The following is a 26,146-nucleotide window of genomic DNA, read 5'->3' on the forward strand; positions in this document are numbered from 1 at the left end:
ATGGAGGAAGCGCAATGGGAAAACCTACCGGATTTATTGAGTTTCAACGCGAGCTGCCCACCGAGCGCGCCCCTCTGCAGCGGATTCAGGACTGGAAGGAATTTTATAATAAAAATTCCGAAGAGAAACTGCAGGTTCAGGGAGCACGCTGTATGGACTGCGGCATTCCGTATTGTCATACAGGCAAAATTATTGCCGGATCAACGACTGGTTGTCCGGTAAACAATCTCATTCCGGAATGGAATGACCTCGTCTACCGCGGTCAATGGCGCGAAGCCCTTGACCGGCTTCACAAGACGAACAACTTCCCGGAATTCACCGGCCGGGTCTGTCCCGCTCCATGCGAAGGCTCTTGTACGGTGGGGCTGATCGATTCTCCGGTTACAATCAAGGACATCGAAAAAACGATCGTTGACCGCGGTTTCGAAGAAGGCTGGATCGTACCGGAACCGCCGAAAACGCGTACGGGCAAGAAAGTCGCCGTCATCGGCTCCGGTCCGACCGGACTCGCGGCGGCGGCACAGCTCAACAAAGCGGGTCACACCGTGACCGTTTACGAGCGTGACGACCGGATCGGCGGACTGCTGACCTACGGCATTCCGAACATGAAGCTCGAGAAGCATCTCGTGCAGCGTCGGGTTGATCTGCTGGCGGCGGAAGGTGTTAACTTCGTTACAAATGCGGAAATCGGCAAAAATGTGCCGGTCGATCAGTTGAAGGACGAGTTCGATGCCGTCATTCTGGCTATCGGCGCCACACGTCCGCGTGAACTGGACATTAAAGGGCGCGAGCTTAAAGGGATCTACCCGGCGATGGAGTTCTTGCACAAGAATACCAAGAGCCTGCTCGATTCCAACCTGGCCGACGGCGAGTATATCAACGCCGAAGGCAAAGACGTCATCGTCATCGGCGGCGGCGATACCGGTACCGACTGCGTGGCGACCGCTGTGCGCCACAAAGCGAAAAGCGTCGTGCAGTTCCAATACCGCGAGAAGCCGCCGGAAACCCGTGCGGTGAGCAACCCTTGGCCGGAATGGCCGAAGGTTTACAAGCTGGAGTATGGTCACGAGGAAGCGAAAGCCGTGCACGGCAAAGATCCGCGTGAGTACCTGACGCTGAGCGAAAACTTTGTCGGCGACGAGAACGGCAACCTGACGGGGCTCAAAACCGTCAAAGTCCGCTGGAGAAGCGACGACCAAGGCCGTCTTGTGCCTGAGGAAGTGGAAGGCAGCGAGAAGGTTTATCCGGCTCAGCTGGTCTTCCTGGCTATGGGCTTCGCGGGTCCCGAGCAGAACCTGCTTGACCAGCTTGGCATTGAAAGAGACGTGCGTTCGAATGCGAAAGCGCAGTACGGCAAGTACAAGACGAACGTGGAAGGCATCTTCGCCGCCGGTGACGTACGCCGCGGACAGAGCTTGGTCGTCTGGGCTATTAACGAAGGACGGGAAGCGGCACGTGAAGTGGACCGTTTCCTGATGGGCAGTTCGAACCTTCCGTAAGGTAAAATAAAAAAGGAGCCGAAGGGCTCCTTTTTTGCGTGCAAGAAAGGCGAATAGGCGTGAAACGGTTCGGGAACCGACAACACCCGTTTCCGTTGCCTTACCTGACGGACAGTTCCTTCCGTCTCGCGCGAAGCTCCCAAAGCGCGAGGTGTTCGGCGTCATATGACGGTGGTTAACCCAAAAGTCCCACATCCCCTAAGCGGCAAAAACGCCTGCAAGACAGCCTGGTCAGGCTGCTTTGCGGGCGTTTGCTTTTTACAGGCTAACGGCTTGTTTGCCGCTATAGTCGGATATAACCTGCGGAACTTCCGTCAGGGAAGGCAGCGTGAAGAAGGCGCCTTTCGGTGTAGCGGTAATATCGACGATGTTGTATTTCCACTCCAGCTGAGCCGGAATGTGGATCGCATTGATTCCCGCCTCGATGGCCGGGAGGACGTCGGTCCGTACGGAATTGCCGATCATCCAGGTGCGGGCGCGCTCGAACTGCTGGGTATGGATAAGAGTTTCCATAAATTCGCGGGTTTTGTGCAGCGCGACGAAAATCCGTTCGCCGAAGTAGCGGTGAAGCCCGGCTTCCTGGATTTTACGCATCTGGATCGTTGCGTCGCCGCCCGTGTACAGGTACAGCTCATGCCCCTGGTCCGTCAGGGACTGAAGAGTCGTGTCCATCATCGGATACGGTTCAATCGAATGTTCGTAGACGCTGTTGCCGAGCTGATAAAGCCACTTTTCCTCTTCTTTCCGAGGAGCTCTGTCATAAAAATCGGAATAAAAATGATACGTTTCGATAAACGACTGCGGAAAACGCTCCGCTTTGAAACCGTGGATTTCCACACCCGCCAAATCTATTTCAAGCTGTTTGTGTTTAATGTCTTCATCCGTAAGACGGTGACCCGCGAACCAGGTCAGCATCGTATCCACGAACTGCTGAATCACGACATTAAAATATTTGTTGCAGTGAATGAGGGTGTCATCCAGATCGAACAAAATGGTTTGTCTCATGTGCTTTCTCTCCTGGTCTCTGTAGATAGGTTTAACGATTATTATACCATGTCCGGTCTAGATAACCCAGCTTTACAAGACAACGTGATCGGCTTATGTTTATAGGATCCGAATAGTGGATTAAAAGTACGTAAAACCTAAAGATACGGCAATCCCGGCCGGCAAGGGCCGGCCATGGAGTAGAGAAGGGGGAGAACCGGCCGATGCTGTGGCTTGTCATTGCGCTGCTGCTATTTATTTTTCAAATCGTCACGATCGTTGTGGTGGAATTCCGAAACCCGACCAAGACGGTCGCCTGGCTTATGATATTGTTTATCCTGCCGGTCATCGGATTTATTATGTACTATTTTCTGGCCAAAGAATACTCGCAGCGGCGTCACGTGAAGCGTAAAAACCGGCGGGTGCTCGGTGAAATGCAGCGGGAAATGCGACGGGAGCTGGAGAACACGAAAAAAGGCCGGGATTATCCCGTCCCCAGCATTGTCAAAGAACCGCGTCTGTTCGGGCTGCTGAGCAACATTCCCAGCTCGCCGATCACCCGTAACAACGAGGTGGAAGTGCTGACCAACGCCGAGGCGGCTTACGAGGCTATGTTCGAGGCGATGGAGAATGCGAAGCACCATATTCATTTTGAGTTTTATATCGTTCGGCACGACGACACCGGTAAAAGGTTTCAGGAACTGCTTATCCGGAAAGCGCGCGAAGGCGTTAAAGTCCGCGTCATTTATGACGGAATCGGCAGTTACAAGCTTGCCTCTTCTTACATACGCGAATTGATCGAAGCCGGAATAGATACCTACTGTTTCCTTCCGGCCTTTATCGCTTTTTTCGATAAGCGGATGAACTACCGCAATCACCGCAAAATTATTGTGGTCGACGGGACGGTCGGTTTCGTAGGCGGCATCAACATAGGAGACGAATACCTCGGGAAGCATCCGGTCCTCGGGTTTTGGAGGGATACCCACCTGAAGCTGGTAGGGGATTCCGTGTACTATTTGCAGAGTACGTTCCTGTCCGATTGGGAATTCGTATGCCGGCAGAAGCTGGTGGACACGAACTTTTTTCCCGAGCACACGTGTGAGGGCCACAAACCCGTCCAAATCGTGGCGAGCGGACCCGACGCCCATTGGGACTCCATTTTAGAATCCTATTTCGGGGGCATTACGACGGCAAAGAAGCGGATCTATATTACGACCCCGTACTTTATCCCCGACGCGAGTCTGATCATGGGGCTCAAAACGGCAGCCATAAGCGGCGTCGATGTGAAAATCATTTTTCCGCAAATTCCCGATTCCTGGATCGTCCACTACGCTTCGCTGTCCTATATTCATGAACTCATGCAGACGGGGGTGAGGTTCTATCAGTACCAGCCCGGATTCGTGCATGCGAAGGTCACCATCATCGACGATTTGTTCGCTACCGTGGGGACGGCCAATATGGACATGCGCAGCTTCTACAGCAACTTCGAGCTGAACGCCATCCTGTACGACAAAGAATCGATCGAGCGGCTGGAGCATGATTTCCTGGAGGATCTGAAAAACAGCAAGCGGATCATCCTGTCGGAGTTCGAAAAACGCTCCCGCTTCCAGCGCGGCAAAGAAGTGCTGGGAAGATTGCTGTCGCCTTTGTTTTAAGAGGCAAGGCAAATGTAAAAAAGCCCTGTTTCGCTTGAAAAAGTGAAGCGGGGCTTTCTGGTGCATAGATCCGGAAGCATCACGATGAGAGCTTTGGGGACCGTTTGAAAAACAGAATCAGGAGGAGGTTGGGAGTCAGACACGCAAAAGCGATCAGATCCAAGAAAATCAGGGGAAGGGGAATTGGCGTCATTTCCATGAGAACAAGAACCGCAGCCGCCGCCATATAAATCAGAGTGGCAAAATAGGAATAGAAATAAGCTTTAGACCGGATCGCCTTCATCCGTTCATCCGGTTTTTTAAGGAATGGAGATAAAAAAATGTCGCATGACATGTTCATTAGAATGCATACAACGAAGATTAGGGTGGGCCAGAAGGTAGGCTGACCGGCATCCAGCAGCGGAACCATTTTAAACAAAATGAACAGCAGAAACAGCAAACCGAGCAGCATGAACGTTCTGCCCCTCCATACCTCTTTAAAGTTCATGGCAGCCATCGCCTCCAGATAAAATTTTATAAATCGGTAAACCATACTATTTGAGATCCATAATTGTCATTTAATGTATGTTATTATTTTACCCCATATATGCAGTCATTGGAAAAGAAATTTTAGAATTTTACAGAATTCATGTTAAAAAGATCTCCCACTGGAAAGTGAAAGATCTTACTTCTTACTGGGGGCCAAACGGCCCGCCATGCTACTCCAGATGAGACAAAACAGCATCGAGGTTCTGAGGAGGCACTTTCTCGATCAGATCGCCCATCTTTTTGATCCGTTCCACGATGACGTGCAGCGTAAAGTCCCTCGGATCGCAGCGACGCTCGACTTCCTCCCAAAGCAGCGGGGTGGAGACGGTCCCGTGGATTTTGGCCCTCGGCGTGTAGGGAGCGGAAAGCGTTTTGCCGTACCAGTGCTGCAGGTAGTCGAAGTAAATGAGATCGCCACGGTTCTTTTTCAGGCGCTCAATCGTAAACAGCTTCGGGTATTTTTTAACGACGAAGGAGCCGATAAAATAGCCGATTTTGCGAAGCTGCTCGAAGGTGTACCCGTGCTGGATGGGTACGTAAATTTGTACGCCGGTCGCTCCGGACGTTTTGGGCACGGACTGGATATGAAGGGAATCGAGCACCTCTCCGATCAGGTGAGCCGCTTCCATAATCCGCGGTTCGACTTCCAGGCTGGGGTCGATATCAATAAGCCACTCGGCCGGCAGTGTCTCCCCGATGCGGTGGAACGAGGGATGAAATTCCAGGCAGGCCAGGTTGCCGAGCCAGATCAGCGTCGGAAGCGAATCCAGATTGACATACCGGATGCCGTCCAGCGGAGCGAGATTCACGAAATCCGGAACGGGCTCGGGGGTATTTTTCTGGTAAAACGATTTGTCGTGAATGCCGTGAGGAAAACGGATCGTCGTCAAATGCCGGTCCCGGCAGTAGCGCAGCAAATAGGGGGACAGCTCAATCAGCTTTTGAAGGAAATCAAGTTTCGTAATTCCCGCCTCCGGCCAGAGAGGCTTCTCGGGGTTGGTAATGGTCAGTTCCTGCCCTTCGACCATGATCGTGCCTTGCGTTTTTTTGTACCCTGCGGGCATCCTGTGCACTCCTTCCGGACGTACAAGCATTTATCCCCATTGTGGGCGAAAAAGAGGCGGGCTATTCTTTGCGGCAGCGGCGTCTTTCCGGAGGAGGTCAAAGAACAAGGCCCTATGCGGGATTCCGCGTGGAGCTTTTGGCAATAATGGAACATAAAAAGTACCGGAAGCGAGGCACCTTACATGAATCTACCACCGGTTGTTCCATTCGAGCCGGTTTCCACGGATCAGGCGCCTTCGGGCGGGGAATGGATTGCCCAGTTCAAATGGGACGGAGTCCGCATGCTAACCTACTATGACGGAACGGGCGTGCAGCTGTTTAACCGGAAGCTCAACGAAAGAACGCTCCAGTACCCGGAATATCAGGCCGTCACGGATTATTGCCAAGCGAGGAATGTCATCCTGGACGGGGAAATCATCGCGTTGGAAAACGGGAAGCCTTCCTTTCATCAAGTCATGAAAAGGGACGGCCTGCGAAGCGGCAAATCCCTGGCGGGCTCGGTGCAGAAAGTTCCGGTCGTCTACATGCTGTTTGACATTTTGTATTGTAACGACGAATGGGTCGTCGACAAACCGCTTTCGGAAAGGCAGGCGCTTCTTGAAGAACTGATCATCCCGGATGACCGGGTCCAAATCGTCCAAAGCTTCACGCAGACGGAAGAACTGTTCGGCATTGCCCAGGCGCACGGTCTGGAAGGAGTCGTGTACAAGGATTTGGGAAGCACTTACGCGCTCAAAGGCAAAGATCACCGCTGGCGCAAGCATAAAAACTACCTGGACGTGAATGCAGTAATCGGGGGCGTGACTTATCGCTCGGGAATTGTGAATGCGATTCTGCTCGGTTTGTACAACGAAGAGGGGCAGTTTGTGTACATCGGACACGCAGGGACAGGCAAGCTGAGCCGCCAGGATTGGATGGACCTGACGGCTTTAACGAAACCTCTTATCGTACCGGAGAGGCCGTTTATCAACGAACCGGAACGGAGCAGGGAGGCCGCCTGGCTGCAGCCGCGGCTTACCGTTAAGATCCGGTTCATGGAATGGACCCGGTATCTGACCCTGAGGCAGCCGAGTATCCAGGCTTTTCTATCTGTTGCGCCTGAGGAATGTACGTTCCTGCGGGAAAAGTGAAGACAGTCTGAAAACAGCCCGAAAAAAACGAGCCTCCGATGCCGGCGGCTCGTTTCTGCTGTCGTTCTCTTGAGGAAGGCTTCCTCAGGATACTGTTTCCTTTGCCTTTTCCTTCGGCTTGCGCGGCTTGGCCGCGGTTTTGGGCTTCGCTTTGGCCTTGGCATCCGACTTGTCCGCCGCGACGGGCTTGACGGCTTCGAGGCTCGCTTGCAGCGCGGACATCAGATCGATCACGTTGGTGCGCTTCTGCTCCGGAGCGACCTGGACCTCTTCGCCGGCCACTTTCTGCTGGATCGCTTCCATCAGCGCTGTCCGGTAATCGTCCTGGTATTTCTCCGGCTCGAACGGCGTGGACAACTGTTCGATCAGCATTTTGGCCATCGTAAGCTCTTTGTCATTCACGTTCGAGGCTTCCGAAAGGTTGGGAACCTGATTGATCGCGCGAATCTCGTCCGGGTAGAAAATCGTTTCCAGAGCGATGCAGTTATCGATAACCCGGACGGCGGCCAGACTGCTTTTGGAACGGATGGAAATGGTGGCGATCCCGATTTTGCCGGTCTGCTTGATGGATTCCAGCAGCAGGTTATAGGCGTTGGCACCCGTATCTCCGGGGGAGAGGTAGTACGTCTTCTGAAAATAAATGGGATCGATGTCGGTCAAGTTGACGAAATCCAAGATTTTAATCTCTTTAGTCGCTTCACCGGAGATTTTCTCCAGTTCTTCTTTCTCAAAAAGAACGAAGCGGCCGGGTTCGTATTCGTAGCCCTTCGTAATTTCTCCCCACTCCACTTCCGTGTCGCAGGTGGTGCATTTTCTTACGTAAGAAAGCGGAGTGGTGCAGCGTTTATGAATGTAACGCATGGAGATGTCTTTCTCTTCCGTAGCCGAGAACATTTTGACGGGAACGTGCACCAGACCGAAGCTGATAGCGCCTTTCCAGACCGTATGCATAAGGGGAAACCTCCTAAGGGCGCCCGCGTAACGGGCTTATTTTATTGATCCGCATGGGACCGGCCGCTCAGTGACCAAACTTCTTTTTAGCATCAGTATGTCCAAAAAATTCGCCGGATATGAATGCTTTAGGGCGATTTGTGTCACGCTAACCGGAGCCAGGTTTACTCCGGAGAGTGGAGGTGAATGAAATGGGAGACGACAAGCGGCAAAAAGAAGCCAAAGACGGCAACCATCAGGGCCGGGACGACTATTACATGGACATCGACCGGATGATCAATGAAGGGCTCGGCGGCGGCCAGGTTACGGTTCATAACGGTCTGATCGAGGAATCCACCACGGATACGATGGGATATCCCGAATCCGTAAGGGATGAGGAAGCGTGAGGACGGCGCCTGCATGGAGGAAAGCACATGCAGGCGCTTTTTTTTGCTGGGCGGGAAAGGAGCCGGAAGAGCGCCCGCGCCTTGCGGGGGCACGCATATCCCGGTTGCTAGAGGGAGGATAGAGGGCTATAATAGGAGGCAAACCAAACCGGAGGAGCGGCATTTATGCAGCATGACGAATTCGGCCTGATCCGCCTGCTGACGGGGGACAGACAACAGGCGGACGGAATGCGTTCGCAAGGAGTGGTAGTCGGCATCGGAGACGATGCGGCCGTTACCGCTTTGTCTCCCGGCATGCAGCTTGTCGCCTCTTGCGACACGATGACCGAAGGGATTCATTTCCTGCCTGTGACGATGCGGGACGAGGACATCGGATTCAAGGCGATGGCTTCGAATATCAGCGACATGGCCGCGATGGGCGCGAAGGCGCGTTATGCGCTTGTCGCGCTATCTTTGCCGAAGGATGCCGACACGGAACAGATCCGGCGCATTTACGCCGGATTGTATGAGTGCGCGGACTTGTTCGGTGTGGCCGTCATCGGCGGCGACACGACGTCCACGCGCGGCGGAATCGTGCTGACCGTCACGATTCTGGGCGAAGTCCCCGCAGGCCGGGCTCTGCTGCGCAGCGGCGCGAAGCCGGGCGACGCCGTCTTCGTGACGGGGCCGCTCGGCGGCTCGGCCGCGGGGCTGAGCTATCTCCTGCACCGCGGCACGGACGCGGCGCTTTGGGGCGAGCTGCCCGCAGAGGCCGCGGAGCTCGTCCGCGCCCACACCCGGCCTCTGCCGCAGGCTGCGGCCGGGGAGCTGCTTCAGCGCACGGGCTTGTGCCGGGCGCTGAACGACATCAGCGACGGGCTCGCGAGCGAAGCCGGCGAAATCGCCGAGGCTTCGGGAGTCGGGCTCCTCATCGCGGAGGAGAAGCTGCCGCTGGCGGAAGGGCTTCGCGCCTGCGCGGAGAAGCTGGCCGCCGACCCGCTGGAGTGGGTGCTGTACGGCGGCGAGGACTACCAGCTTCTGGGCACGGCCGCAGAAGCGGATCTGGCAGCCCTGCGCGAGGCGTTCGCGGGCGAGGGGCTGCCCTTGCACGTCATCGGACGTGTGACGGCCGCGGATGAAGGGGTGCGGCTGCAGCGCCCGGACGGGACCGTGCAGCCGCTGCCGAAGCGGGGCTACAATCACTTTGCTGCGAAATGAGAGGAAGCGACGGAGATGGCTTACCAATATAAAGCCGCAGACGAACGGGACACGGAAGCATTGGCAGCCCAGCTTGCAATACTTGCGGGTCCCGGCGCCGTAATCGCGCTGGACGGCGATCTTGGCGCGGGCAAAACGCGTTTTTCGCAGGCGGTGGCTAAATCGATCGGGGTGCAGGGCGTTGTCAACTCTCCGACTTTTACGCTGATTAAAGAATACGAGGGACGAGAGTTCCCTCTCTATCATATGGATGTTTACCGGATTTCTTTGGAAGAAGCCGAGGATTTGGGGCTGGACGAATATTTTTACGGGGAAGGTCTGACTTTGATTGAATGGGCCAGTCTGGTGGAGGAGCTTTTGCCGCCGAACCGGCTTGAAATTTATATCGAGCACAGCGGGGGAGACGAGCGGGTGTTCCGCTTGAATCCGTCCGGACAGCCTTACGAGAGCTGGTGCGCAAATTTGAAAGAGAACGGATGGTTGGTATGAGCAGCGGGAACGGAAATAGTACGCAGGAGCGGGAAAAGATGAAGGACTCTCCGCTTGCCGGGGATAGTGAAGGTTGTGAAAGCAGCCGGCCCGGATTCGACGGAAACGGGTATGTGCTTGCGCTGGATACGTCCACGGCTTCGCTGGCCGTTGCCCTGCTTCAGGGCGGCCGCGTAGTCGCCGAAAAGCACACGATCGTGGAGCGCAATCATTCCATTCACCTCATGCCTCATTTGCAGGAGCTGCTTGCTTCCCGCGGCATCCGGCCGAACGATCTGACCGCGGTCGTGGCGGGCCAGGGGCCGGGTTCCTATACCGGTGTACGGATTGCGGTAACCGTTGCGAAAACTTTCGCCTGGTCGCTCGGCATTCCGGCTGCGGCCGTCTCCAGTCTGGAGGCGCTGGCGCTGGGTGCGCGGACGGCTTTGCTCGCCGATGAGGGCGGGGGCGGTACGGACGGTGCCGTGCGCTGGTTCGTGCCCCTGATGAATGCCCGGCGGGGGCAGGCATTTACCGCGCTTTATGCATCGGCCGGGAATGAACCGGCCGTTGAGCTTTTGGGCGCGGAAGACATCGCCGGTGCGTCGTCGTCGGATAACACCGGCAGCAGATGGGTCCGGCTTCAGCCGGACGGCATCCGCCTTGTGGCCGATTTTACGCGGCACATTGGGGACGCTGTGGCGGGAGCGGAAACCGCCGGGACGATCGGTGGACAATCCGCGGGCGACGCCGGAACTTTTGTCGTGCCTTCCGGATTTGCAAAACCCCAGGAGATCGTTTTCGTCGGCGAGACTTCTTTTTTCGAAGAAACGATCGGTCAGGCCGCGGCAGAGCTGAGCATCCCTGTGCGCGTTCTTCCGTACGACTTGACGGCGTCCGAAGTGGGTCTGCTTGGCTTGCCCCGGTTAAAGCGCGGGGAAACGATCGACAAGTATACGTTCGTTCCGAACTATACGCAGCTTACGGAAGCTGAAGTGAATCTGATGGCTAAGGCCAAATCCTGACGGAAAGGGGAGGGGCTCTTTGGACGAACGAAGATGGGAGCAGCCTGTTTCAACCCCGATTTTCCGTGTGATGAGGCTGGACGACATCCCCCACATTTGCGAAATCGAACAGGAAGCCTTTACGACACCCTGGTCGGCGGGAGCTTTTCACAACGAGCTGACGAGCAATCATTTTGCCCATTACACGGTAATGATGGTAGACGGGGTCATTGCGGGGTACGGGGGCATGTGGCTCATTATGGATGAGGCCCATGTAACCAACATCGCGATATCCGGCCGGTTCCGCGGCCGCAAGCTGGGCGTTTCGCTCGTCCACCAGCTGCAATCCAAGGCAAGATCGCTGGGGGCGGTCCGCATGACCCTGGAGGTCCGCGCGTCGAATTACGTGGCTCAGCGCCTCTACGACAAAATGGGCTTCCGGTACGTCGGCGTCCGCAAAGGCTATTACACCGATAATAACGAAGACGCGATCATTATGTGGGCGGATTTGCCCGACACGAATCAACCCGCCTAAAGCGGCGGCAGCGTCCTGTTCGCATTTGATAAAAGGGAATGAAAAAAACGTCATGAACACTACAAAGCCTGTGTACATTCTGGCCATTGAAACAAGCTGCGACGAGACGTCCGCAGCCGTGATAGAGAACGGGACCGTTATCCGGTCCAACGTGGTTTCCAGCCAGATCGAAACCCATCGGCGCTTCGGCGGCGTCGTGCCCGAAATCGCATCCCGCCAGCATGTCGAGAGCATTACTTGGATTTTGCAGGAAGCGCTCGATCAGGCGGGGCTTGCGATGAAAGACATGTCCGCTATTGCGGTCACCCAAGGGCCCGGTCTGGTCGGCTCGCTGCTTGTCGGCGTAGTGGCGGCCAAAGCGCTGGCTTTCTCGCTCGGCCTGCCTCTGATCGGCGTGCATCATATCGCCGGGCACATTTATGCGAATCAGCTTGTCCACAAGCTGGAATATCCGCTGATTTCGCTTGTCGTCTCCGGCGGCCACACCGAACTTGTGTATATGGAGAGCGAAGGAAGCTTCAAGATCATCGGGCAGACGCGTGACGACGCGGCCGGCGAGGCGTACGACAAAGTGGCGCGCGCCTTGAAACTGCCTTACCCGGGCGGTCCTCATATTGACCGCCTCGCCCAGGAAGCGGACGGGGAAATTCCGATGCCCCGTGCCTGGTTGGACGACTCCTACGATTTCAGCTTCAGCGGCTTGAAATCGGCGGTCCTTAACGTCCTTAACCAGTCGCGTATGCGCGGAGAGGAGCCGGTGGCGGCCCATGTCGCCAAAGGCTTCCAGTCCTCCGTGGTGGACGTGCTGGTGGAGAAAGCCGCACGGGCCGTCCGGGAATACGGCGCCAAGCAGCTTCTGCTTGCGGGAGGAGTGGCGGCTAACCGCGGACTGCGCGAAGAGCTGACGAAGCGCTGCGCAGAGCTTGGCGTGCCCCTGCTGCTGCCGCCGATGGATCTCTGCTCCGACAATGCCGCCATGATCGGCGCCGCGGCTTTCCTTAAATGGAACCGCGGGGATATCACGGGGCCGGAGTTTAAGGCGGAGCCGGTGCTGAGCCTGGAGAAGTGGGGATACTGAGCTTAATTGGAAAAACGAAAGATAAAATAGACCAATCCATAAACAACAATAAAGTTTATGGATTGGTTTTTTATTTTCATAAATATATATTAATTGGTAAATATGTAAAATGTATGTATAGTATTTAATGTAGAAGAATAATAATAGGAGTGATTTTTTTGAAAAATGTAAAAAAGCTTTTAAGACTATCTATGAAAACTACAATGATAACAAGTTGCCTCACATTGCTTAGTTCAGCTGTGGTTTTTGCAGAGAAATTTGAAATTAGGATACCTGATAAGATGCAGGCTGGTACTATTATTGAGTATGATAGCTCTAGTAATATGGTAATTTTGAAAGCGGGCAAAGAGATTGAAAAATTTAGCAATCAAACCATGGAACTAAAGGACCATCCACCTCTCGATTTAAATAAATTGAAAAATGAAGAAGAATTAATAAAGCAAATAAAAGAATTCTCTAAAAATTTAAATGTTGTTAAACTTGAGTATCCGGTTGTTCAGCCTGGAATGAAGGTATACTACGATGATGAAGGATACGTGAAAGAGATCATGTACCCTGAACACCAATCCATTGCTCCGCATATTAATTCTCAAGTGTCTCCTCCTACAAAAGTTTTAAAGATAGGTACCAGAGCAGAGCCAAATGTTTATAGTTATGGTCGAAACAACAATAAGATTACAATTACCGGTACGTCTTCTGGACAAGTTTTAGGTGAAGGTCGTTTTACTAACTTTACAGACGCAATGGGTGATAGTAGTAATTATTTAAAAAAGGGTGATGTTGCTACAAAAAATACAATAGATAATCCTTTATATAATACGGTATTAGATGCGAGAAATACTGAAAATAATATTTTTTCCAATGTATATAAAGCTGATAATGGACAGTTACCTGATGCTGTACTTGATGTTTGGAAAACAGGCGTGGAGCTTTTTGGTATGAATTGGTCTTCCTCTCTTTCATTTAGTGGTAGATATTATTATGCTTTTTAACCGATTGAACCGCGCGAAGACGTGCTTCGCATTGTTTACAATTGCCAGTGGAATAATGGTAGGTTGTACAGCTGAAAACCCGGATGCCGGCCAACCTCAACATTCACCTAAAGCTATTTCGACACCCTCAAGTAAAGAAAAAACAGCTCAGGATGACTATATCAGCCTAACAAACACGGAATACGTAAACGGTGTGGATTCGAAAGACGGGATGGTCATGAAAATTTATTCGTATGGAATTACGGATAAGAAGTTGAGCAATGCCGGCAATCTTCCTTATACGTCCCAATCACCCCTCTCTTTTCTTTCTTTGACGGACAGCTCGATCTATTACCCGGCTTCTTCAACTACGCAGAAAGGTGATCAATTAACGGTTTATCGTTTATCAACCGCTGCGACAGAACAGCTATCTTCCAATTTGTTTGCCATAAATTTTATTTTGCCGACTCCCGACAATCGATCTTTGGTACTTCTGGCCGTAAAGAACGGGGAACGAATGCTAAAAACGATGTTTTACGATAAAGAAAGTAAAAAATTAACCGTTCTGGACGATGACGATCAGAGCACCCAGAACTCGAGAATTTCTGTTAATCCGGAGACGAACAAGACCTATGTAGTCCGATTCTCGGACGAAGAGGACCGAAACAATCTTTTGTCAGCAAATGAGTCCCAAACCCCCATGACTGCATCCAAGCGAACCATCTATGAGATCGATAACGTAACAAAGGAAACGAAGAAAGTCATTGAACTGGAAAAAGAGGATGTACTCACTCTATCTGCGCGGGGAGATAAACTTTTTTTGGCTACTTCACCTTATTTCAATAAAGAACCGTTGGATTATAGTATGCTCGATTTAAAATCGGGAAAAAGAGAAAAGCTGGGTTTGCCGGTAAAAGCACGAAGTGGGGCTTTTCTTAGCCAAGAGGCGAAAGGAATTTATCTGCTCGGTTCCAGCAGTACGGACGAATCGAAATCGGCCAGAGGGATTTATTATTATGATTTTGAAAGCAAGAAAATGGATGAAATTTTCATTCAAAAGGCAGGGTTTATCAATCAATTTATGTTGATTTCCAAGTAACCCAAGGGTAGAAATTCGGAAATGAAATGAAGATGCTAAACAAACAAAGACAGCCTCCGGGCTGTTTTTGTTTATCAATCACGCCATTTCGCTGTGCGCTATGGATTAAAAGCTGACCCCAGATGCAGCATCAACTGGCTTTTAATCCGCCGACTTATGAACAGTGACTCCGAGAGCTTCGCGTGCCATGTCGGCATATTCCTCAAGGCCGGACTTAAGGGCGAACAAGCCGATGGTAACGGCGAAGGCCCCCTGCAATTGCGCGATATGCTCTTTCATCCTCGGCCAAACGCGTCCCCCTGCTTTTTCATATTCCTTCAGCAGTACCGACAAGGCTTCCTCGCCGAAAACAGTGTAAAACGCAGTAAAGTCCGTGGCCGGGTCTCCGCATTCCGCTTCCGTCCAGTCCAGCAGCCCGCAAACCCGCTCGTTTCCGTCGACCAGAATATGGCCCGGATGCAGATCGCCATGGATCAGCGACGTATGCTCCGGCCAGTAGGATGCGTCCGCAAGCCAAGCCTGCCAGCGCTCCCAAAGTTCGTCCGAAACGCCGTAGGCTTGCCGGACGACTTCCATGCGTGCCGCGGAGACCGCTCTCAGGTCACCGGCTTCTACGGCCATAAGGCCCGCCTGTTCGGCGGTACGGCCGTCTATCCGGTGCAGGGCGGCCATTGCCGCCGCAAGCGACTGAACGAACTCGGGGGAAGGCGTCTCCGGATCGATATGCCACGTGTAGGCCATTGCGGCGGTGTCTATAGTGGCCGCCGGCGTCCCGGGCAGCTTGCGGTAGGCAATGAAGTCCGGCCGGTTGATTTGCCAGCCGGGAACGGCAACGGGCAGCGAACGGCCGACAAGCTCCAGCACCTTAGCTTCGTAAGCGGCCGATTGGATAACGTCCGGTCTCCTGGGGATACGGAGTATCCAGGAGGAATCGTCTGCCGTACGGCCGGACGCCGCCAGAAAGTCCAGCCCGGAATCGTTCAGCTCCAGGGGCTTCGACGGGTCCAGTTCCAGATTATATTTTGCCGCCAACAGGCGGAAATGGTTGAGTTGTTCTTGTTCCGTTAACGGTATTGATTTTTTTACGGAGTCGTTCATATCTCCTAGCACCTCTTCATCTTTAATCAAGTAATCGAATCTCATGAAAGCATCCTTACGGGGCAGCACAAATAAGCCTGATCTCTCTTTTTGAAAAAGAACAGGTGTAGGGTATCAGTCCGCCTACATTACCTGATCCGCATGAAGTGGATAACCATGTTAAACGCCCTCCTATCGATCTTAGGGGAAAATCCCCTGTTTTAACCGTACCATAGGAGAGAAAACGCCGGCAACGGGCGAGTTTTCCTTAACGAATTTTTTCCGCTTTCGCTTAAAATTTTGAACATTTTGACATTTTGTATTGACTTTACGTTTTCGCGCATATTATAATCACAACAAGTTCAAAACGTACACGCAACGAACGGGAAAAGTAAGGTCATTCATGTCGCACAGAGAGCTGCGGGTTGGTGCAACGCAGCCGGATGAACCCTGAACTCGCCCGGGAGCGGTAAAACTGAACAACGCCGGCAAGCCGTCCCGAACCCGTGAGACAGATGTCCCATCGGTCGGGTCAGAAGTCTTCGAAGCATCCGGCGAAGTAAGTTTTAACGGCTGGCCCCCGTGATCGGGCAGCGATTGGAACGTCCCGGTATCCGGATACCGGCCGACTTGTTTCCAAGAGCATCGAGTGGATTCGCCTTACGGCGGATCAATGAGAGTGGTAACGCGGAAGGCTAACGGCCTGTCGTCTCTTAAGTTAGAGACGGCAGGTCTTTTTTGTATCCTCTCCAGCAGACAGATGTGCACAGACAGCATTGATAACCAACAGTGAGATAGATGGGCGTAGGCTAAGCAAGGCGGAACGACGGTGACCACCGGTCGATCGTACAAGCGAAGCAAGAACGCGGCGGGCACAGCCTGCGATCATCGCAAATATAAACGAGCGGACATTCAAGCAGGAGCCGGTGTCCGGGAAACATCGAACAACATGTATATCCAAAAAGGCAATGAACAAGAGTAGTACGATCCGGTAACGGTACAGAGAGCTGCGGGGAGGTGCGACGCAGTCCGTAAGGGATCGGAACTCGCTTGGGAGCCGGGAGCCGAATGTTACGAATGCCGCATGGGCGGCCGTGACTCAAGCTTACAAACGGTTGGCCTCCGTTAACGGGCGCGCAGCGAATGTTAGGCTTCAATCCCTTTTGCATTCGCTGCCGTAAGCGGACTTTCCCGTGGGGAAGGTCAACAAGAGTGGTACCGCGCCGGCACAGCCGTCGTCTCTTTCTGGAGACGGCGGCTTTTTTGCATGCTCAGGGCGGCTGAGGAAGGCATGTCACAAAAAACTCCCAACCGGAGTTTTTAATAAACCCGAAACGGGTAATCAGGAGGATAACGAAAATGACGAAACGGCAAATTAAAATTTTTGACACGACTTTGAGAGACGGCGAGCAGGCGCCGGGATGTTCCTTATATCCGGAAGAAAAGGTCCGCATCGCGCGGCAGCTTGTGAAAATGGGCGTGGATACGATCGAACCGGGCTTCCCGATCTCTAGTCCCGGCGATTTCGCCGCAGTGCAGCAGATTTCTCGGGAGCTGCAAGGGGTGGAAATCTGCGGCTTCGCGCGTGCGGTCAAGATCGACATCGACGCCGCGGTGAAGGCGACTCAGGACGCGGCTTTGCGGCGCATCCACATGTTTATCTCCTCGTCGGATATTCATCTCGACTTCCAGCTGCGCAAATCGCGCGAGCAGGTGCTGGCGGAAGCCCGGCAGATGGTTGCCTACGCGAAGCAGTTCTGCGAGCGGATCGAATTCACGGCCATGGATTCCAGCCGCACGGGCCGGGAGTATTTGTATGAGCTGGTGGAAGCGGTCATCGCCGAGGGAGCGACGATCATCAACCTGCCGGATACCGTCGGTTACGCGATGCCGGAGGATTACGGCAAAATGTTCTCCGATGTACGAAAGCATGCGAGGGGCGCCGACAAAGTGGAATTCAGCACCCACTGCCACAACGACTTGGGGCTTGCGGTTGCGAACAGCCTGGCGGCCATCCGCAACGGGGCGAACTATGTGGAAGTATCCGTGAACGGCATCGGAGAGCGGGCGGGCAACTGCTCCCTGGAAGAGATCGTTATGGCGATCGAGACGCACAAAGACACGCTGAACATGGAAACCGGTATCGTTCTGGAGGAAATCTACAATACGTCGACGATGGTCAGCCGGATGATGAATATGCCGATCGCGTTCAACAAGCCGGTCGTCGGCCGCAATGCCTTCCAGCACGAGTCGGGCATCCATCAGGACGGTTTGCTGAAAAACCGCAATACCTACGAAATCATGGAGCCTGAAAAGCTTGGAATTCCGCGTTCGATGATCATTCTGGGCAAGCATTCCGGCCGTCACGCTCTGAAGCACCGGATCGGCCAGTACGGTGTCGATCTGGACGCCCAGTCCTTAGAAGAAGTATACGCCCGCTTCAAGGACATGGCCGACGAGCAGAAGCACGTCACGGACGACGAGCTGATGAGTCTCGTCGGTGACGCGGGAGCTTCCGCGGCGGAGCGCTTCTCGCTGGTACAGCTTCAAGTCGTCAGCTCCAGCGACCGCAGCCGTGTGGCATCGGCCACCATCCGCGATAACGAGAGCGGCGCAGAGGCAACCTGGTCGGGCACCGGCGACGGACCGATCGAAGCGATCGTCAACTGCATCCGTCAAGCGGTTCCGATGGATGTGACGTTCGCCGATCTGGAGCTGTACTCCTTGTCCGCCAGCGAAAAAGCGACCGGCGAAGCGACCGTGACGGTCTCCTGCGGGACGCAGACCTACAAAAGCTCCGGCTTGGATGTCGATATTCTGTTTGCGACCGCCAAAGCTTTCCTGTCGGCCTGCAACCAGGCCGTGCGGGCCAACCCGAGTGCTTCACAAGGTGTAACCTTAATGGCTTAAATTATTAACAGGATGGGTGTGAAGAACTTATTCACACCCCCTGTGGATAATGTGCATAACTTGAAAAACTCCGTATTTTTCAGGCTTCCGCTTTTTCTTCCTTTTCCGTATAACTCTCGGATAACATTTTCAGCAGAATCTGTGGATAATGTGGATAAATCTGTTTATAAGTGCTTAAAGCGCCGAAAATCCGGCGCTTTTTTATATTTTATCTGTGGATGAAGATGTGGATAAAAAACGTGGTTCGGCCATGGAAAAAAATGTGTATATAAAAGGCAAAACTGATCCGCAGGGAGTGAGCCTGAATGAATAGAGAAGCTTTTTATCACGGGACAAGGAGCAACTGGGCTTATGCGTATGATAACAAAACGATTCATTTGAGAGTCCGTACACAAAGGGATGACGTGGAAGAAATCACGGTGATCGCCAGCGATAAATACGATTGGGACACCCTTTATCAGGAAATATCCATGGCGAAAACCGCTTCGGATTCGCTGTTCGATTACTGGGAGGCGGAAGTCGTGCCCAGCTACAAACGCCTGTCCTACTGCTTCAGGCTGAGTGCAGGAAGCGAGCGGCTGTGGATGACGGAAACGGGTATTCATTCCGAACAGCCTCATCCGCCAGGCGGCTATTACGCGTTCCCGTATATTCATGAAATCGACTTGTTCAGTCCCCCGGCCTGGGCCAAGGATGCGATCTTTTATCAAATCTTTCCGGAGCGCTTTGCCAACGGAGATCCGGGGAACGATCCCGAAGGCGTACAGCCGTGGGGCGGAAAGCCGGAGCGCGACAACTTTTTCGGCGGAGACCTGCAGGGGGTGCTTGATCATCTCGACTATCTCGTGGATCTGGGCATCAATGCGATCTATTTCACCCCGGTGTTCAAGTCTCCTTCGAACCATAAGTACGATACGCTGGACTATACGCAGGTGGACCCTCATTTCGGCGATAACGCTCTGCTGAAGAAAGTGGTCGCGACCTGCCGCGAGCGCGGAATCCGGGTCATGCTGGATGCGGTTTTCAACCACAGCGCACTGGAATTTCCGGCTTTTCAGGATGTGAAGGAGAAAGGGGAGGAGTCCGCCTTTGCCGACTGGTTCCATATCAACGAATACCCGGTTGCCGTAAAAAACGGAATTCCCACTTACGATACATTCGGTTTTTTCGAAGGGATGCCGAAGTTCAATACAGCCAACCCCGAAGTGAAAAAGTATCTGCTCGACGTAGCCAAGTACTGGATCGAGGAGATCGGAATCGACGGCTGGCGGCTGGATGTCGCCGATGAAATCGACCACCGCTTCTGGCGTGAATTCAGGCAGGTGGTCAAAGCGGCCAATCCGGAAGCTTACATCGTCGGGGAGGTATGGAACGACTCCTTGATGTGGCTGCTGGGCGACCAGTTCGATTCCGTCATGAACTATCCGTTCTCGGATAAAGTACTGGAATTCTTCTCGGGTCCGGGCATGGACGGCCACTCCTTCGCGAGCAGCATGGGCTTCCTGCTCATGCGATATCCGAAACAGGCCAACGAGGTCGTCTTCAACTTGCTGTGCAGCCATGACACTCCGCGTGTATTGACGAGAGTAGGGGGCGACAAAAGAAGACTGAAGCTGTGCGTAGTCTTCCTGATGACGTACATGGGGACGCCGTGTATTTTTTACGGGGACGAAGTGGGGCTTCAAGGAGAAGGCGACCCGGATTGCCGCCAGTGTATGGAATGGCATCCCGATATGCAGGACCGCGAGCTGCTGGATTTCTATAAACTTCTGATCCATCTTCGCAAGGGAAACCGGGCGCTGCGTGAAGGGAGTTTCCGGTTTTTGAAAGCGGACCACGGCGATCCCTGCATCATTTACGAGCGGATCGACGCCCATACGCATTTTACGATCTGGATGAACAATACCGAGGAGCGGATTACGCTGCAGCATCCTATGGTGGCGGAAGATTGGCGCGATGCGCTTTCGCAGGAAGAGGTCAGACCGGTGGACGGCGTGATGCATATCGAGCTGGAGGAACTGGGCTACAGAATTTTATATAGAACGTTAAAAAAATAGTCGAATGTTGTCGATATAGTTCCTATCTAACTATTTGGGGGGAACTATGAAATACTTAAAACGAAGCGTGACGGCGAAAATGATCACGATGATGGCGGCACTGGTGGTGGTCCTTTGCGCGTTGATCATGACCTTGACTTACTTGCAGCAGAAAAACGATTACTACAGCCGACTCAAATCGATTGAGCGGGTCGTAGAACTGGGATGGGAACAGCAGCTTCCTGTCCTTACAAAGGCAATGGATCAGATGAAAAGCACGGGGAAACCGGACGCCGCGGCAGCCGAGATGGAAGCGATTCGCACGATGATGGAGCATTATGTAAAAGACGGAGATATGTCCAACGTCGCCCTATACTATCCGGAGGAAAAAACGGCGGACGGCAAGATGGCTCTGACCGTTGTCGCGGCCAATGAGACACTGGATAAGGCGGGGCTTAAGCCTTTGACGGACTACACCTTCTCCGAGCAGTACACGAAAGCTTTCGAAACGGTTAAAAAGACCGGAGGCCAGGGCGTAACGCCGGTATATACCGATCAGGCGGGGGAATGGGTGACCATTCTGAGCCCGGTTGCGGACGAGGCCGGCAAAACAATGGCTTATGTCGGCATTGACTTTGACTATGACATGCTATCCTGGGATTTGAACAAAAGGCTGCTGATGAGCTTGGCTTTTTACGTGGGCATGGCTGTGTTGTTCGCCTTGCTTCTGGGTGTATTCACCCGCAGAATTCTTAAACCCATCGGGGAGCTTTCCCGCCTGTCGCTGGAAGTGGCGGAAGGAAATCTGGCCGTGTCCATTCCGGTCCGCAGCGAAGACGAGTTCGGGACTCTGGCCCGTAATTTCAACGCGATGACGGCGAGCATCCACAGCCTCATTCTGGGCATCCGGGAGTCTTCCGACAAGGTGAGTCATGCCGCGGAGGTGCTGGATACCAACGCGAAACAGACGACGCAGGCCACGCATCAAATCGCCACGGCGATCGAGCAGGTAGCGTCCGGAGCGGAGCGCCAGCTGCAGAGCACGCAGGAAAGCTCGAACGCCATGGAAGAGATGGCGACGGGCATTCAGCGGATTGCCGAATCCGCGGGATATGCGGCGCAATCCTCGGAATCCGCTTCCGAAGAGGCGGCCCGGGGCAACGGGATGATTCAGCACAATGTGAGGCAGATGAGCCGGATGAACGATACGGTGCAGCGTTCCGTGGAATCGATCAACCAGCTTGCGCAGCTGTCCGAGGAAATCGGCGGCATTACGGCGCTGATATCGGATATCGCGAACCAGACGAATCTGCTGGCGCTGAATGCGGCAATCGAGGCTGCACGCGCAGGGGAACACGGACGCGGCTTCTCGGTCGTATCCGATGAAATCCGTAAGCTTGCCGAGCAGTCCAGGCAGTCCTCGGACAAAATCGCCGAGCTGGTCGTCACGATCCGTACCGGCACGGGTCAGGCCGTGGGCACGATGAGCCATACGGCCGAAGAAGTGACGGAGATGACCAAGCTCGTTTCCGAGAGCGGGGAAGCCTTCCAGCGCATCGTCAATCATATGGACGAGCTTGCGAAGCAGATTCTGGAGGTTTCTTCGTCCTCCCAGCAGATGTCCGCCGGAACGGAAGAAGTAGCCGCGTCCATCTCGGAGCTGTCCCATATGAACCAGCAGACCGTGGAAAGCTCCCAGACCGTTGCCGCTTCTTCGGAAGAGCAGCTCGCTTCCATGGAGGATATTTCCGCTTCGGCCGGTGCGCTGAGCGATATGTCCCGGGAGCTTAAGCAGAGCATCAGCCGGTTTAAGCTGTAATTGGCGAAAGTCCGAACGACAGAAAGCCCTACAGGGGCCTGTCGTCCGGTTCGTCGGCTTATCACATAAAGCGGGATAACCGCACGTATAACAAAAAGAGGCCCGTCAGGCCTCTTTTTTGCATTTATTTTGTCGGGCGGGGGCTGAATTCAGCCCACAAGAGTCTCCCACTCCTCGTAGCACGCTTGCAGGCTTCCTTTTTTCTGCTCGATGAGGGCGTTCTTCTCCTGGACAAGCACATAATCGTTGTAGACCGCCGGATCGGCCAGTTCCTCCTCAAGAGCGGTCACTTCCTCTTCCAGCCGGGCGATATCCTGCTCGAGCTGCTCGATCCGCCGCTGGCGGTTGCGCTCTTCCCGCTTGGCCTGCTTGTCCGCTTCGTAAGACGAAGGTTTATCCGTCTGCTGCGCCGCGGAAGACGCCGAAGAGGCCTTGGCCTTGCTGTCGCGAGCCGCCTGTTCACGGGCGCGTTCGGCTTCCATTTCGGCGAGCTCCGCTTTTTTCTCGAGATAATCGTCGTAGTTGCCGAGATAATGAGTTACGCCGTGGCGTTCCAGTTCCAGCATGCTTTCCGCCATTTTGTTCAGGAAATAACGGTCATGGGAAATGAAGAGCAGGGTGCCTTCGTAATCGAGCAGAGCCGATTCGAGCACTTCCTTGCTGTACAAATCCAGATGGTTGGTCGGCTCATCGAGGATGAGCATATTCGCATTAAGTAGCATAAGCTTGGCGAGCGCTACACGTGCTTTCTCACCGCCGCTTAGGGACGCGATCTTTTTGAACACATCCTCGCCGCTGAAAAGAAAGTTGCCGAGCACGGAGCGGATGCGCGCTTCTTCAATAGTAGGGAACGTGTCCCAGACCTCTTCCAGGATCGTCTTCTGCGGGTTCAGGGTCGTTTGTTCCTGATCGTAGTAGCCGATCTTGACGTTGGTTCCCCAGCGGATGGCGCCGGTATCGGGGGACAGCTTGCCGATCAGGGTTTTCAGCAGGGTCGTCTTGCCGATACCGTTCGGGCCGATCAGGGCGGCCGTTTCGCCGCGCCTCAGCTCGAACGAGACGGAATCGAGAAGGCGTTTGCCTTCCCCCACGGACAGCGCCAGATCCCTTACCTGCAAAACTTCCTTGCCGGAAGTCTGATCGATCTGGAAGGAAAAGCTGGCGCGCTTGAGATCGCCGAGAGGCTTGTCGATCCGTTCCATGCGCTCCAGCGCTTTGCGGCGGCTCTGCGCGCGCTTGGTCGTCGTGGCGCGGACGATATTTTTCTGCACGAAGTCCTCCATGCGGGCAATCTCTTCCTGCTGCTTCTCAAACTGCTTCATGCGGATTTCATAGTCCGCTTCCTTCAGTTCGACGAAACGGGAATAGTTGCCCGTGTAGCGCTTGGACGACGTGCGCTCGATTTCGTAGATCGCCGTAACGAGCGAGTCGAGGAAATAGCGGTCGTGGGATACGACCAGAATAGCGCCGGGATACCCGCGCAGGTAGGACTCCAGCCACGTCAGCGTACGGATGTCCAGATGGTTGGTCGGCTCGTCGAGAAGAAGCAAGTCCGGCTCTTCCAGGAGCATTTTGGCCAGCGCGAGACGGGTTTTCTGCCCGCCGCTGAGCGTCTGGATCAGCGTATCGGGAGGGAACTCCCCAAACCCCATACCGTGCAGGATTCCGCGTATTCTGGCTTCGATCTCGTAACCGCCCCGCTCACGGAACCACTCGGATCTGGCGGAATACCGGTTCATCGTGTCCTCGTACGCCTTAGCGTTATCGATGAGCTTGGGATCCGCCATCTGCTGTTCCAGCTCGCGCAGCTCTCTCTCGACGGCATAAAGCGCCGTAAAGACCGTGCGCATTTCCTCGAGGATCGTTTTGTCCGTCTGCAGACCGCCGTTCTGGCGGAGATAGCCGATCCGGGTTTCTTTGGCTTTAAAAATGTCGCCTTCATCGTAAGAAAGGTCGCCTGCAATAATTTGCAGCAGAGTCGACTTGCCGGCCCCGTTCACACCGACCAGACCGATTCTTTCGCGGTCTTCGATTTGCAGGGATATGTTAGAAAGCACGGACGAAGTGCCGTAGCTTTTACCGATTCCGTTTACTTGGAGAAGCATCTTTCGTTATTACCTCCATGATTGCACGATTTTCTTCATTAATACGGCTGCTTCGCAAAGTCGCGGGAATTAACCTGGCGAGATTTGCAAGCAGGCTCCGCCGCGGATAAGAATGACTCTTTTTAGTGTACAGGAAAAACGCCTCGAGGAAAACTGAACACATTTTTTTCAAACTTCCCGGCAATGTGATAAAATAATGTATACTACTGTCTGCATATGCCTTCTATCTAAAATAAGGCTCTTTGCCCCGCAGGCAGACAACCATCTACGAAATCCTGCCAGTCAGTCCAAAAATAACAGCCCCAGCCGGAAAGAGGTTGCAGCTTTATACATGAACGGTTCCGATAAAAAAGAAATCCGCCGGCACGTCGAAACGCTCCGGTCGCAATTGACGCCTACGGAGAGAGCAAGCCGTGAGCGCCGGGTCAACGAAAGGCTGACCGCCTGGTTGAAAGGCATAATCGCCAGCCGGGAACTTTCACCCGATACCTCCTGCGGTACGGCGCCTTTGCCGTTGAAACAGCCGCAAGAAACGGCTCTTTCAGAAGAAAACTGTCCGAGTCGCGAGTACTCCGGCACAAGATTGTCCACGGGCCGGGAAACGGCCGGAAGCTGCGGCTCTTCCCGTCTGCCGGACACTCCGATCGTTCTGGCTTATGTCCCCTTCCGCACGGAATGCGGGATTCACAGGACCATCGAAGCCTGCTGGGAAGCGGGCATCCGCGTTTTTGTGCCTCGTTCGCTGCATGCATCGAGAGAGCTTCTTTTTCACGAAATCAGGCAGTGGAAAGACCTGCAGAAAGGAATGCACGGCATAATGGAGCCAGACCCCCTGAGCCCCGCTTTGCAGGATCCCCTCGCCGCTTTCGCTGTTCTCGTACCCGGACTTGCTTTTGATACCGCTTGCGGAAGGCTCGGATACGGGGGCGGCTATTACGACCGCTTTCTTAAAAAGCTGCTGCAAGCCGCTTGCGAGGAAGGACGGGATGCGCCGCTTTTTGCGGCGGCGGCCTTTGACGTGCAGCTTGTAGAGCGCCTTCCCGTGGAACCGCACGATATCCGTCTGGACGTGCTGATTACGGAGAGCGCCGCATATACCCGGGATCCGGAAGAGGGGAGAGTGATCGGATGGAGCAGCCGGATAAAATGACTCATTTTAATGAACAAGGGCGCGCCAAAATGGTCGACATCAGCGATAAAAAGGAGACCAAGCGGACAGCCGTTGCCCGTACCCGCATTACGATGCTGCCGGAAACGCTGCTGCGCATCCGTGAAGGGCGGCTGGCCAAAGGCGATGTGCTTGCTGTCGCCCAGGTGGCCGGCATCATGGCGGCGAAGAAAACGGCCGACTGGATTCCGATGTGCCACCCGCTCGCGCTGTCGGGGGTGGACATCCGCTTCGTATACGAGAGCGGGACGGAACTCGGCATCGAAGCCGAAGTGCGCACAACAGGACCGACCGGCGTGGAAATGGAGGCGCTGACGGCCGTATCGGCTGCGGCCCTGACCGTGTATGATATGTGCAAAGCACTCCAGAAGGACATGGTGATCGGGCCTACGATGCTCGTAACCAAAACCGGCGGTAAAAATGGAGATTTTCACAGATTTGATACCCATTCTTAATCAAATTTTGTTACAGTAGAGGAAGA

Annotated in this window: 23 protein-coding genes and 2 other annotated features; of the genes, 17 read left to right on the plus strand and 6 right to left on the minus strand. The window is 54.0% G+C overall.

From position 1 onward, the window contains the following. Nucleotides 1–14: 14 nt before the first annotated feature. The gene (locus tag ABH899_RS19635; RefSeq protein WP_009675221.1) at nucleotides 15–1,499 is read left to right on the plus strand and encodes a glutamate synthase subunit beta; all 1,485 of its coding nucleotides are present in this window, start codon (nucleotides 15–17) and stop codon (nucleotides 1,497–1,499) included. Nucleotides 1,500–1,757: 258 nt separating this feature from the next. On the opposite strand, the gene ABH899_RS19640 is transcribed toward ABH899_RS19635, so the two are convergent. After that, nucleotides 1,758–2,504 (minus strand): HAD family hydrolase, encoded by a 747-nt coding sequence (locus tag ABH899_RS19640; RefSeq protein ID WP_369999651.1) that lies wholly within the window; start codon nucleotides 2,502–2,504, stop codon nucleotides 1,758–1,760. Nucleotides 2,505–2,707: 203 nt separating this feature from the next. Here ABH899_RS19640 and cls point away from each other — a divergent pair, with 203 nt between their 5' ends. Further along, a complete protein-coding gene (gene cls / locus ABH899_RS19645) occupies nucleotides 2,708–4,138 on the plus strand; it encodes a cardiolipin synthase (protein WP_369999654.1) in 1,431 nt (476 codons plus the stop codon). A gap of 79 nt (nucleotides 4,139–4,217) precedes the next feature. On the opposite strand, the gene ABH899_RS19650 is transcribed toward cls, so the two are convergent. Continuing rightward, complete coding sequence (locus tag ABH899_RS19650; RefSeq protein WP_369999656.1) at nucleotides 4,218–4,625, minus strand: hypothetical protein; 408 nt, start codon at nucleotides 4,623–4,625, stop codon at nucleotides 4,218–4,220. Nucleotides 4,626–4,836: 211 nt separating this feature from the next. Beyond that, complete coding sequence (ligD, locus tag ABH899_RS19655; RefSeq protein WP_326053280.1) at nucleotides 4,837–5,730, minus strand: non-homologous end-joining DNA ligase; 894 nt, start codon at nucleotides 5,728–5,730, stop codon at nucleotides 4,837–4,839. Between the two features lie 183 nt (nucleotides 5,731–5,913). Between ligD and ABH899_RS19660 the strand changes: the two genes are divergently transcribed. Beyond that, entirely contained in the window at nucleotides 5,914–6,861 is a 948-nt protein-coding gene (locus ABH899_RS19660; RefSeq protein ID WP_369999659.1) for an ATP-dependent DNA ligase, read from the plus strand. Nucleotides 6,862–6,945: 84 nt separating this feature from the next. On the opposite strand, the gene ku is transcribed toward ABH899_RS19660, so the two are convergent. Next, nucleotides 6,946–7,812 (minus strand): non-homologous end joining protein Ku, encoded by an 867-nt coding sequence (gene ku / locus ABH899_RS19665; protein WP_369999662.1) that lies wholly within the window; start codon nucleotides 7,810–7,812, stop codon nucleotides 6,946–6,948. A gap of 191 nt (nucleotides 7,813–8,003) precedes the next feature. Here ku and ABH899_RS19670 point away from each other — a divergent pair, with 191 nt between their 5' ends. The 8 genes from ABH899_RS19670 to ABH899_RS19705 all read left to right on the plus strand — a co-directional run bounded on the left by ABH899_RS19670 (nucleotide 8,004) and on the right by ABH899_RS19705 (nucleotide 14,550). Beyond that, a complete protein-coding gene (locus tag ABH899_RS19670) occupies nucleotides 8,004–8,198 on the plus strand; it encodes a hypothetical protein (RefSeq protein ID WP_369999762.1) in 195 nt (64 codons plus the stop codon). A 165-nt stretch (nucleotides 8,199–8,363) separates the two neighbouring features. Further along, entirely contained in the window at nucleotides 8,364–9,395 is a 1,032-nt protein-coding gene (thiL, locus tag ABH899_RS19675) for a thiamine-phosphate kinase (RefSeq protein WP_218230794.1), read from the plus strand. A 15-nt stretch (nucleotides 9,396–9,410) separates the two neighbouring features. After that, nucleotides 9,411–9,884, plus strand: coding sequence for a tRNA (adenosine(37)-N6)-threonylcarbamoyltransferase complex ATPase subunit type 1 TsaE (gene tsaE, locus ABH899_RS19680; RefSeq protein WP_369999665.1), 474 nt, complete (start codon nucleotides 9,411–9,413; stop codon nucleotides 9,882–9,884). Beyond that, nucleotides 9,881–10,888, plus strand: a complete 1,008-nt coding sequence (gene tsaB, locus ABH899_RS19685) for a tRNA (adenosine(37)-N6)-threonylcarbamoyltransferase complex dimerization subunit type 1 TsaB (RefSeq protein ID WP_369999668.1) — start codon at nucleotides 9,881–9,883, stop codon at nucleotides 10,886–10,888. The genes tsaE and tsaB overlap by 4 nt, the downstream gene beginning before the upstream one ends. A gap of 70 nt (nucleotides 10,889–10,958) precedes the next feature. Then, the gene (rimI, locus tag ABH899_RS19690; protein ID WP_231392150.1) at nucleotides 10,959–11,402 is read left to right on the plus strand and encodes a ribosomal protein S18-alanine N-acetyltransferase; all 444 of its coding nucleotides are present in this window, start codon (nucleotides 10,959–10,961) and stop codon (nucleotides 11,400–11,402) included. Nucleotides 11,403–11,454: 52 nt separating this feature from the next. Next, a complete protein-coding gene (gene tsaD, locus ABH899_RS19695) occupies nucleotides 11,455–12,480 on the plus strand; it encodes a tRNA (adenosine(37)-N6)-threonylcarbamoyltransferase complex transferase subunit TsaD (protein WP_009675233.1) in 1,026 nt (341 codons plus the stop codon). A 158-nt stretch (nucleotides 12,481–12,638) separates the two neighbouring features. Further along, complete coding sequence (locus ABH899_RS19700) at nucleotides 12,639–13,472, plus strand: hypothetical protein (RefSeq protein ID WP_369999671.1); 834 nt, start codon at nucleotides 12,639–12,641, stop codon at nucleotides 13,470–13,472. Between the two features lie 31 nt (nucleotides 13,473–13,503). Next, nucleotides 13,504–14,550, plus strand: a complete 1,047-nt coding sequence (locus ABH899_RS19705) for a hypothetical protein (protein ID WP_369999674.1) — start codon at nucleotides 13,504–13,506, stop codon at nucleotides 14,548–14,550. 141 nt (nucleotides 14,551–14,691) lie between these two features. Here the strand turns inward: ABH899_RS19705 and ABH899_RS19710 are convergent, their stop codons facing one another. Beyond that, the gene (locus tag ABH899_RS19710) at nucleotides 14,692–15,648 is read right to left on the minus strand and encodes a macrolide 2'-phosphotransferase (protein ID WP_369999765.1); all 957 of its coding nucleotides are present in this window, start codon (nucleotides 15,646–15,648) and stop codon (nucleotides 14,692–14,694) included. Between the two features lie 348 nt (nucleotides 15,649–15,996). Continuing rightward, nucleotides 15,997–16,344 (plus strand) — a binding site (T-box leader). A 112-nt stretch (nucleotides 16,345–16,456) separates the two neighbouring features. On the opposite strand from ABH899_RS19710, the gene ABH899_RS19715 reads away from it, so the two are divergent. From ABH899_RS19715 to ABH899_RS19730, 4 genes are all read left to right on the plus strand, one after another. Continuing rightward, nucleotides 16,457–16,609 carry a hypothetical protein gene (locus ABH899_RS19715; RefSeq protein WP_009675215.1) on the plus strand — a complete coding sequence of 51 codons (153 nt, stop codon included), beginning with the start codon at nucleotides 16,457–16,459 and terminating at the stop codon, nucleotides 16,607–16,609. Beyond that, nucleotides 16,587–16,873: a binding site (T-box leader), on the plus strand. Its footprint overlaps the gene before it by 23 nt. Nucleotides 16,874–16,986: 113 nt before the next feature. After that, a complete protein-coding gene (locus ABH899_RS19720) occupies nucleotides 16,987–18,537 on the plus strand; it encodes a 2-isopropylmalate synthase (protein WP_369999677.1) in 1,551 nt (516 codons plus the stop codon). Nucleotides 18,538–18,842: 305 nt separating this feature from the next. After that, a complete protein-coding gene (locus tag ABH899_RS19725; RefSeq protein ID WP_369999679.1) occupies nucleotides 18,843–20,594 on the plus strand; it encodes an alpha-glycosidase in 1,752 nt (583 codons plus the stop codon). A 46-nt stretch (nucleotides 20,595–20,640) separates the two neighbouring features. Continuing rightward, a complete protein-coding gene (locus ABH899_RS19730) occupies nucleotides 20,641–22,392 on the plus strand; it encodes a methyl-accepting chemotaxis protein (RefSeq protein ID WP_369999682.1) in 1,752 nt (583 codons plus the stop codon). Nucleotides 22,393–22,541: 149 nt separating this feature from the next. Here ABH899_RS19730 and ABH899_RS19735 read toward each other — a convergent pair whose 3' ends face one another. Further along, nucleotides 22,542–24,497, minus strand: a complete 1,956-nt coding sequence (locus ABH899_RS19735; RefSeq protein WP_369999685.1) for an ABC-F family ATP-binding cassette domain-containing protein — start codon at nucleotides 24,495–24,497, stop codon at nucleotides 22,542–22,544. A gap of 331 nt (nucleotides 24,498–24,828) precedes the next feature. On the opposite strand from ABH899_RS19735, the gene ABH899_RS19740 reads away from it, so the two are divergent. Beyond that, nucleotides 24,829–25,647, plus strand: coding sequence for a 5-formyltetrahydrofolate cyclo-ligase (locus ABH899_RS19740; RefSeq protein WP_369999688.1), 819 nt, complete (start codon nucleotides 24,829–24,831; stop codon nucleotides 25,645–25,647). Beyond that, entirely contained in the window at nucleotides 25,626–26,120 is a 495-nt protein-coding gene (moaC, locus tag ABH899_RS19745) for a cyclic pyranopterin monophosphate synthase MoaC (protein ID WP_369999690.1), read from the plus strand. Before ABH899_RS19740 ends, moaC begins: the two co-directional genes overlap by 22 nt. Nucleotides 26,121–26,146: the final 26 nt, after the last annotated feature.

The organism is Paenibacillus sp. RC84 (assembly GCF_041260495.1).
Classification (GTDB): domain Bacteria; phylum Bacillota; class Bacilli; order Paenibacillales; family NBRC-103111; genus Paenibacillus_F.

Bases quoted from the DNA above. Each gene is read 5' to 3' on its own strand.
- ABH899_RS19635 (WP_009675221.1), top strand. From the start codon at position 15: ATGGGAAAACCTACCGGATTTATTGAGTTTCAACGCGAGCTGCCCACC.
- ABH899_RS19640 (WP_369999651.1), bottom strand. From the start codon at position 2,504: ATGAGACAAACCATTTTGTTCGATCTGGATGACACCCTCATTCACTGC.
- cls (WP_369999654.1), top strand. From the start codon at position 2,708: ATGCTGTGGCTTGTCATTGCGCTGCTGCTATTTATTTTTCAAATCGTC.
- ABH899_RS19650 (WP_369999656.1), bottom strand. From the start codon at position 4,625: ATGAACTTTAAAGAGGTATGGAGGGGCAGAACGTTCATGCTGCTCGGT.
- ligD (WP_326053280.1), bottom strand. From the start codon at position 5,730: ATGCCCGCAGGGTACAAAAAAACGCAAGGCACGATCATGGTCGAAGGG.
- ABH899_RS19660 (WP_369999659.1), top strand. From the start codon at position 5,914: ATGAATCTACCACCGGTTGTTCCATTCGAGCCGGTTTCCACGGATCAG.
- ku (WP_369999662.1), bottom strand. From the start codon at position 7,812: ATGCATACGGTCTGGAAAGGCGCTATCAGCTTCGGTCTGGTGCACGTT.
- ABH899_RS19670 (WP_369999762.1), top strand. From the start codon at position 8,004: ATGGGAGACGACAAGCGGCAAAAAGAAGCCAAAGACGGCAACCATCAG.
- thiL (WP_218230794.1), top strand. From the start codon at position 8,364: ATGCAGCATGACGAATTCGGCCTGATCCGCCTGCTGACGGGGGACAGA.
- tsaE (WP_369999665.1), top strand. From the start codon at position 9,411: ATGGCTTACCAATATAAAGCCGCAGACGAACGGGACACGGAAGCATTG.
- tsaB (WP_369999668.1), top strand. From the start codon at position 9,881: ATGAGCAGCGGGAACGGAAATAGTACGCAGGAGCGGGAAAAGATGAAG.
- rimI (WP_231392150.1), top strand. From the start codon at position 10,959: ATGAGGCTGGACGACATCCCCCACATTTGCGAAATCGAACAGGAAGCC.
- tsaD (WP_009675233.1), top strand. From the start codon at position 11,455: ATGAACACTACAAAGCCTGTGTACATTCTGGCCATTGAAACAAGCTGC.
- ABH899_RS19710 (WP_369999765.1), bottom strand. From the start codon at position 15,648: ATGAACGACTCCGTAAAAAAATCAATACCGTTAACGGAACAAGAACAA.
- ABH899_RS19720 (WP_369999677.1), top strand. From the start codon at position 16,987: ATGACGAAACGGCAAATTAAAATTTTTGACACGACTTTGAGAGACGGC.
- ABH899_RS19725 (WP_369999679.1), top strand. From the start codon at position 18,843: ATGAATAGAGAAGCTTTTTATCACGGGACAAGGAGCAACTGGGCTTAT.
- ABH899_RS19730 (WP_369999682.1), top strand. From the start codon at position 20,641: ATGAAATACTTAAAACGAAGCGTGACGGCGAAAATGATCACGATGATG.
- ABH899_RS19735 (WP_369999685.1), bottom strand. From the start codon at position 24,497: ATGCTTCTCCAAGTAAACGGAATCGGTAAAAGCTACGGCACTTCGTCC.
- ABH899_RS19740 (WP_369999688.1), top strand. From the start codon at position 24,829: ATGAACGGTTCCGATAAAAAAGAAATCCGCCGGCACGTCGAAACGCTC.
- moaC (WP_369999690.1), top strand. From the start codon at position 25,626: ATGGAGCAGCCGGATAAAATGACTCATTTTAATGAACAAGGGCGCGCC.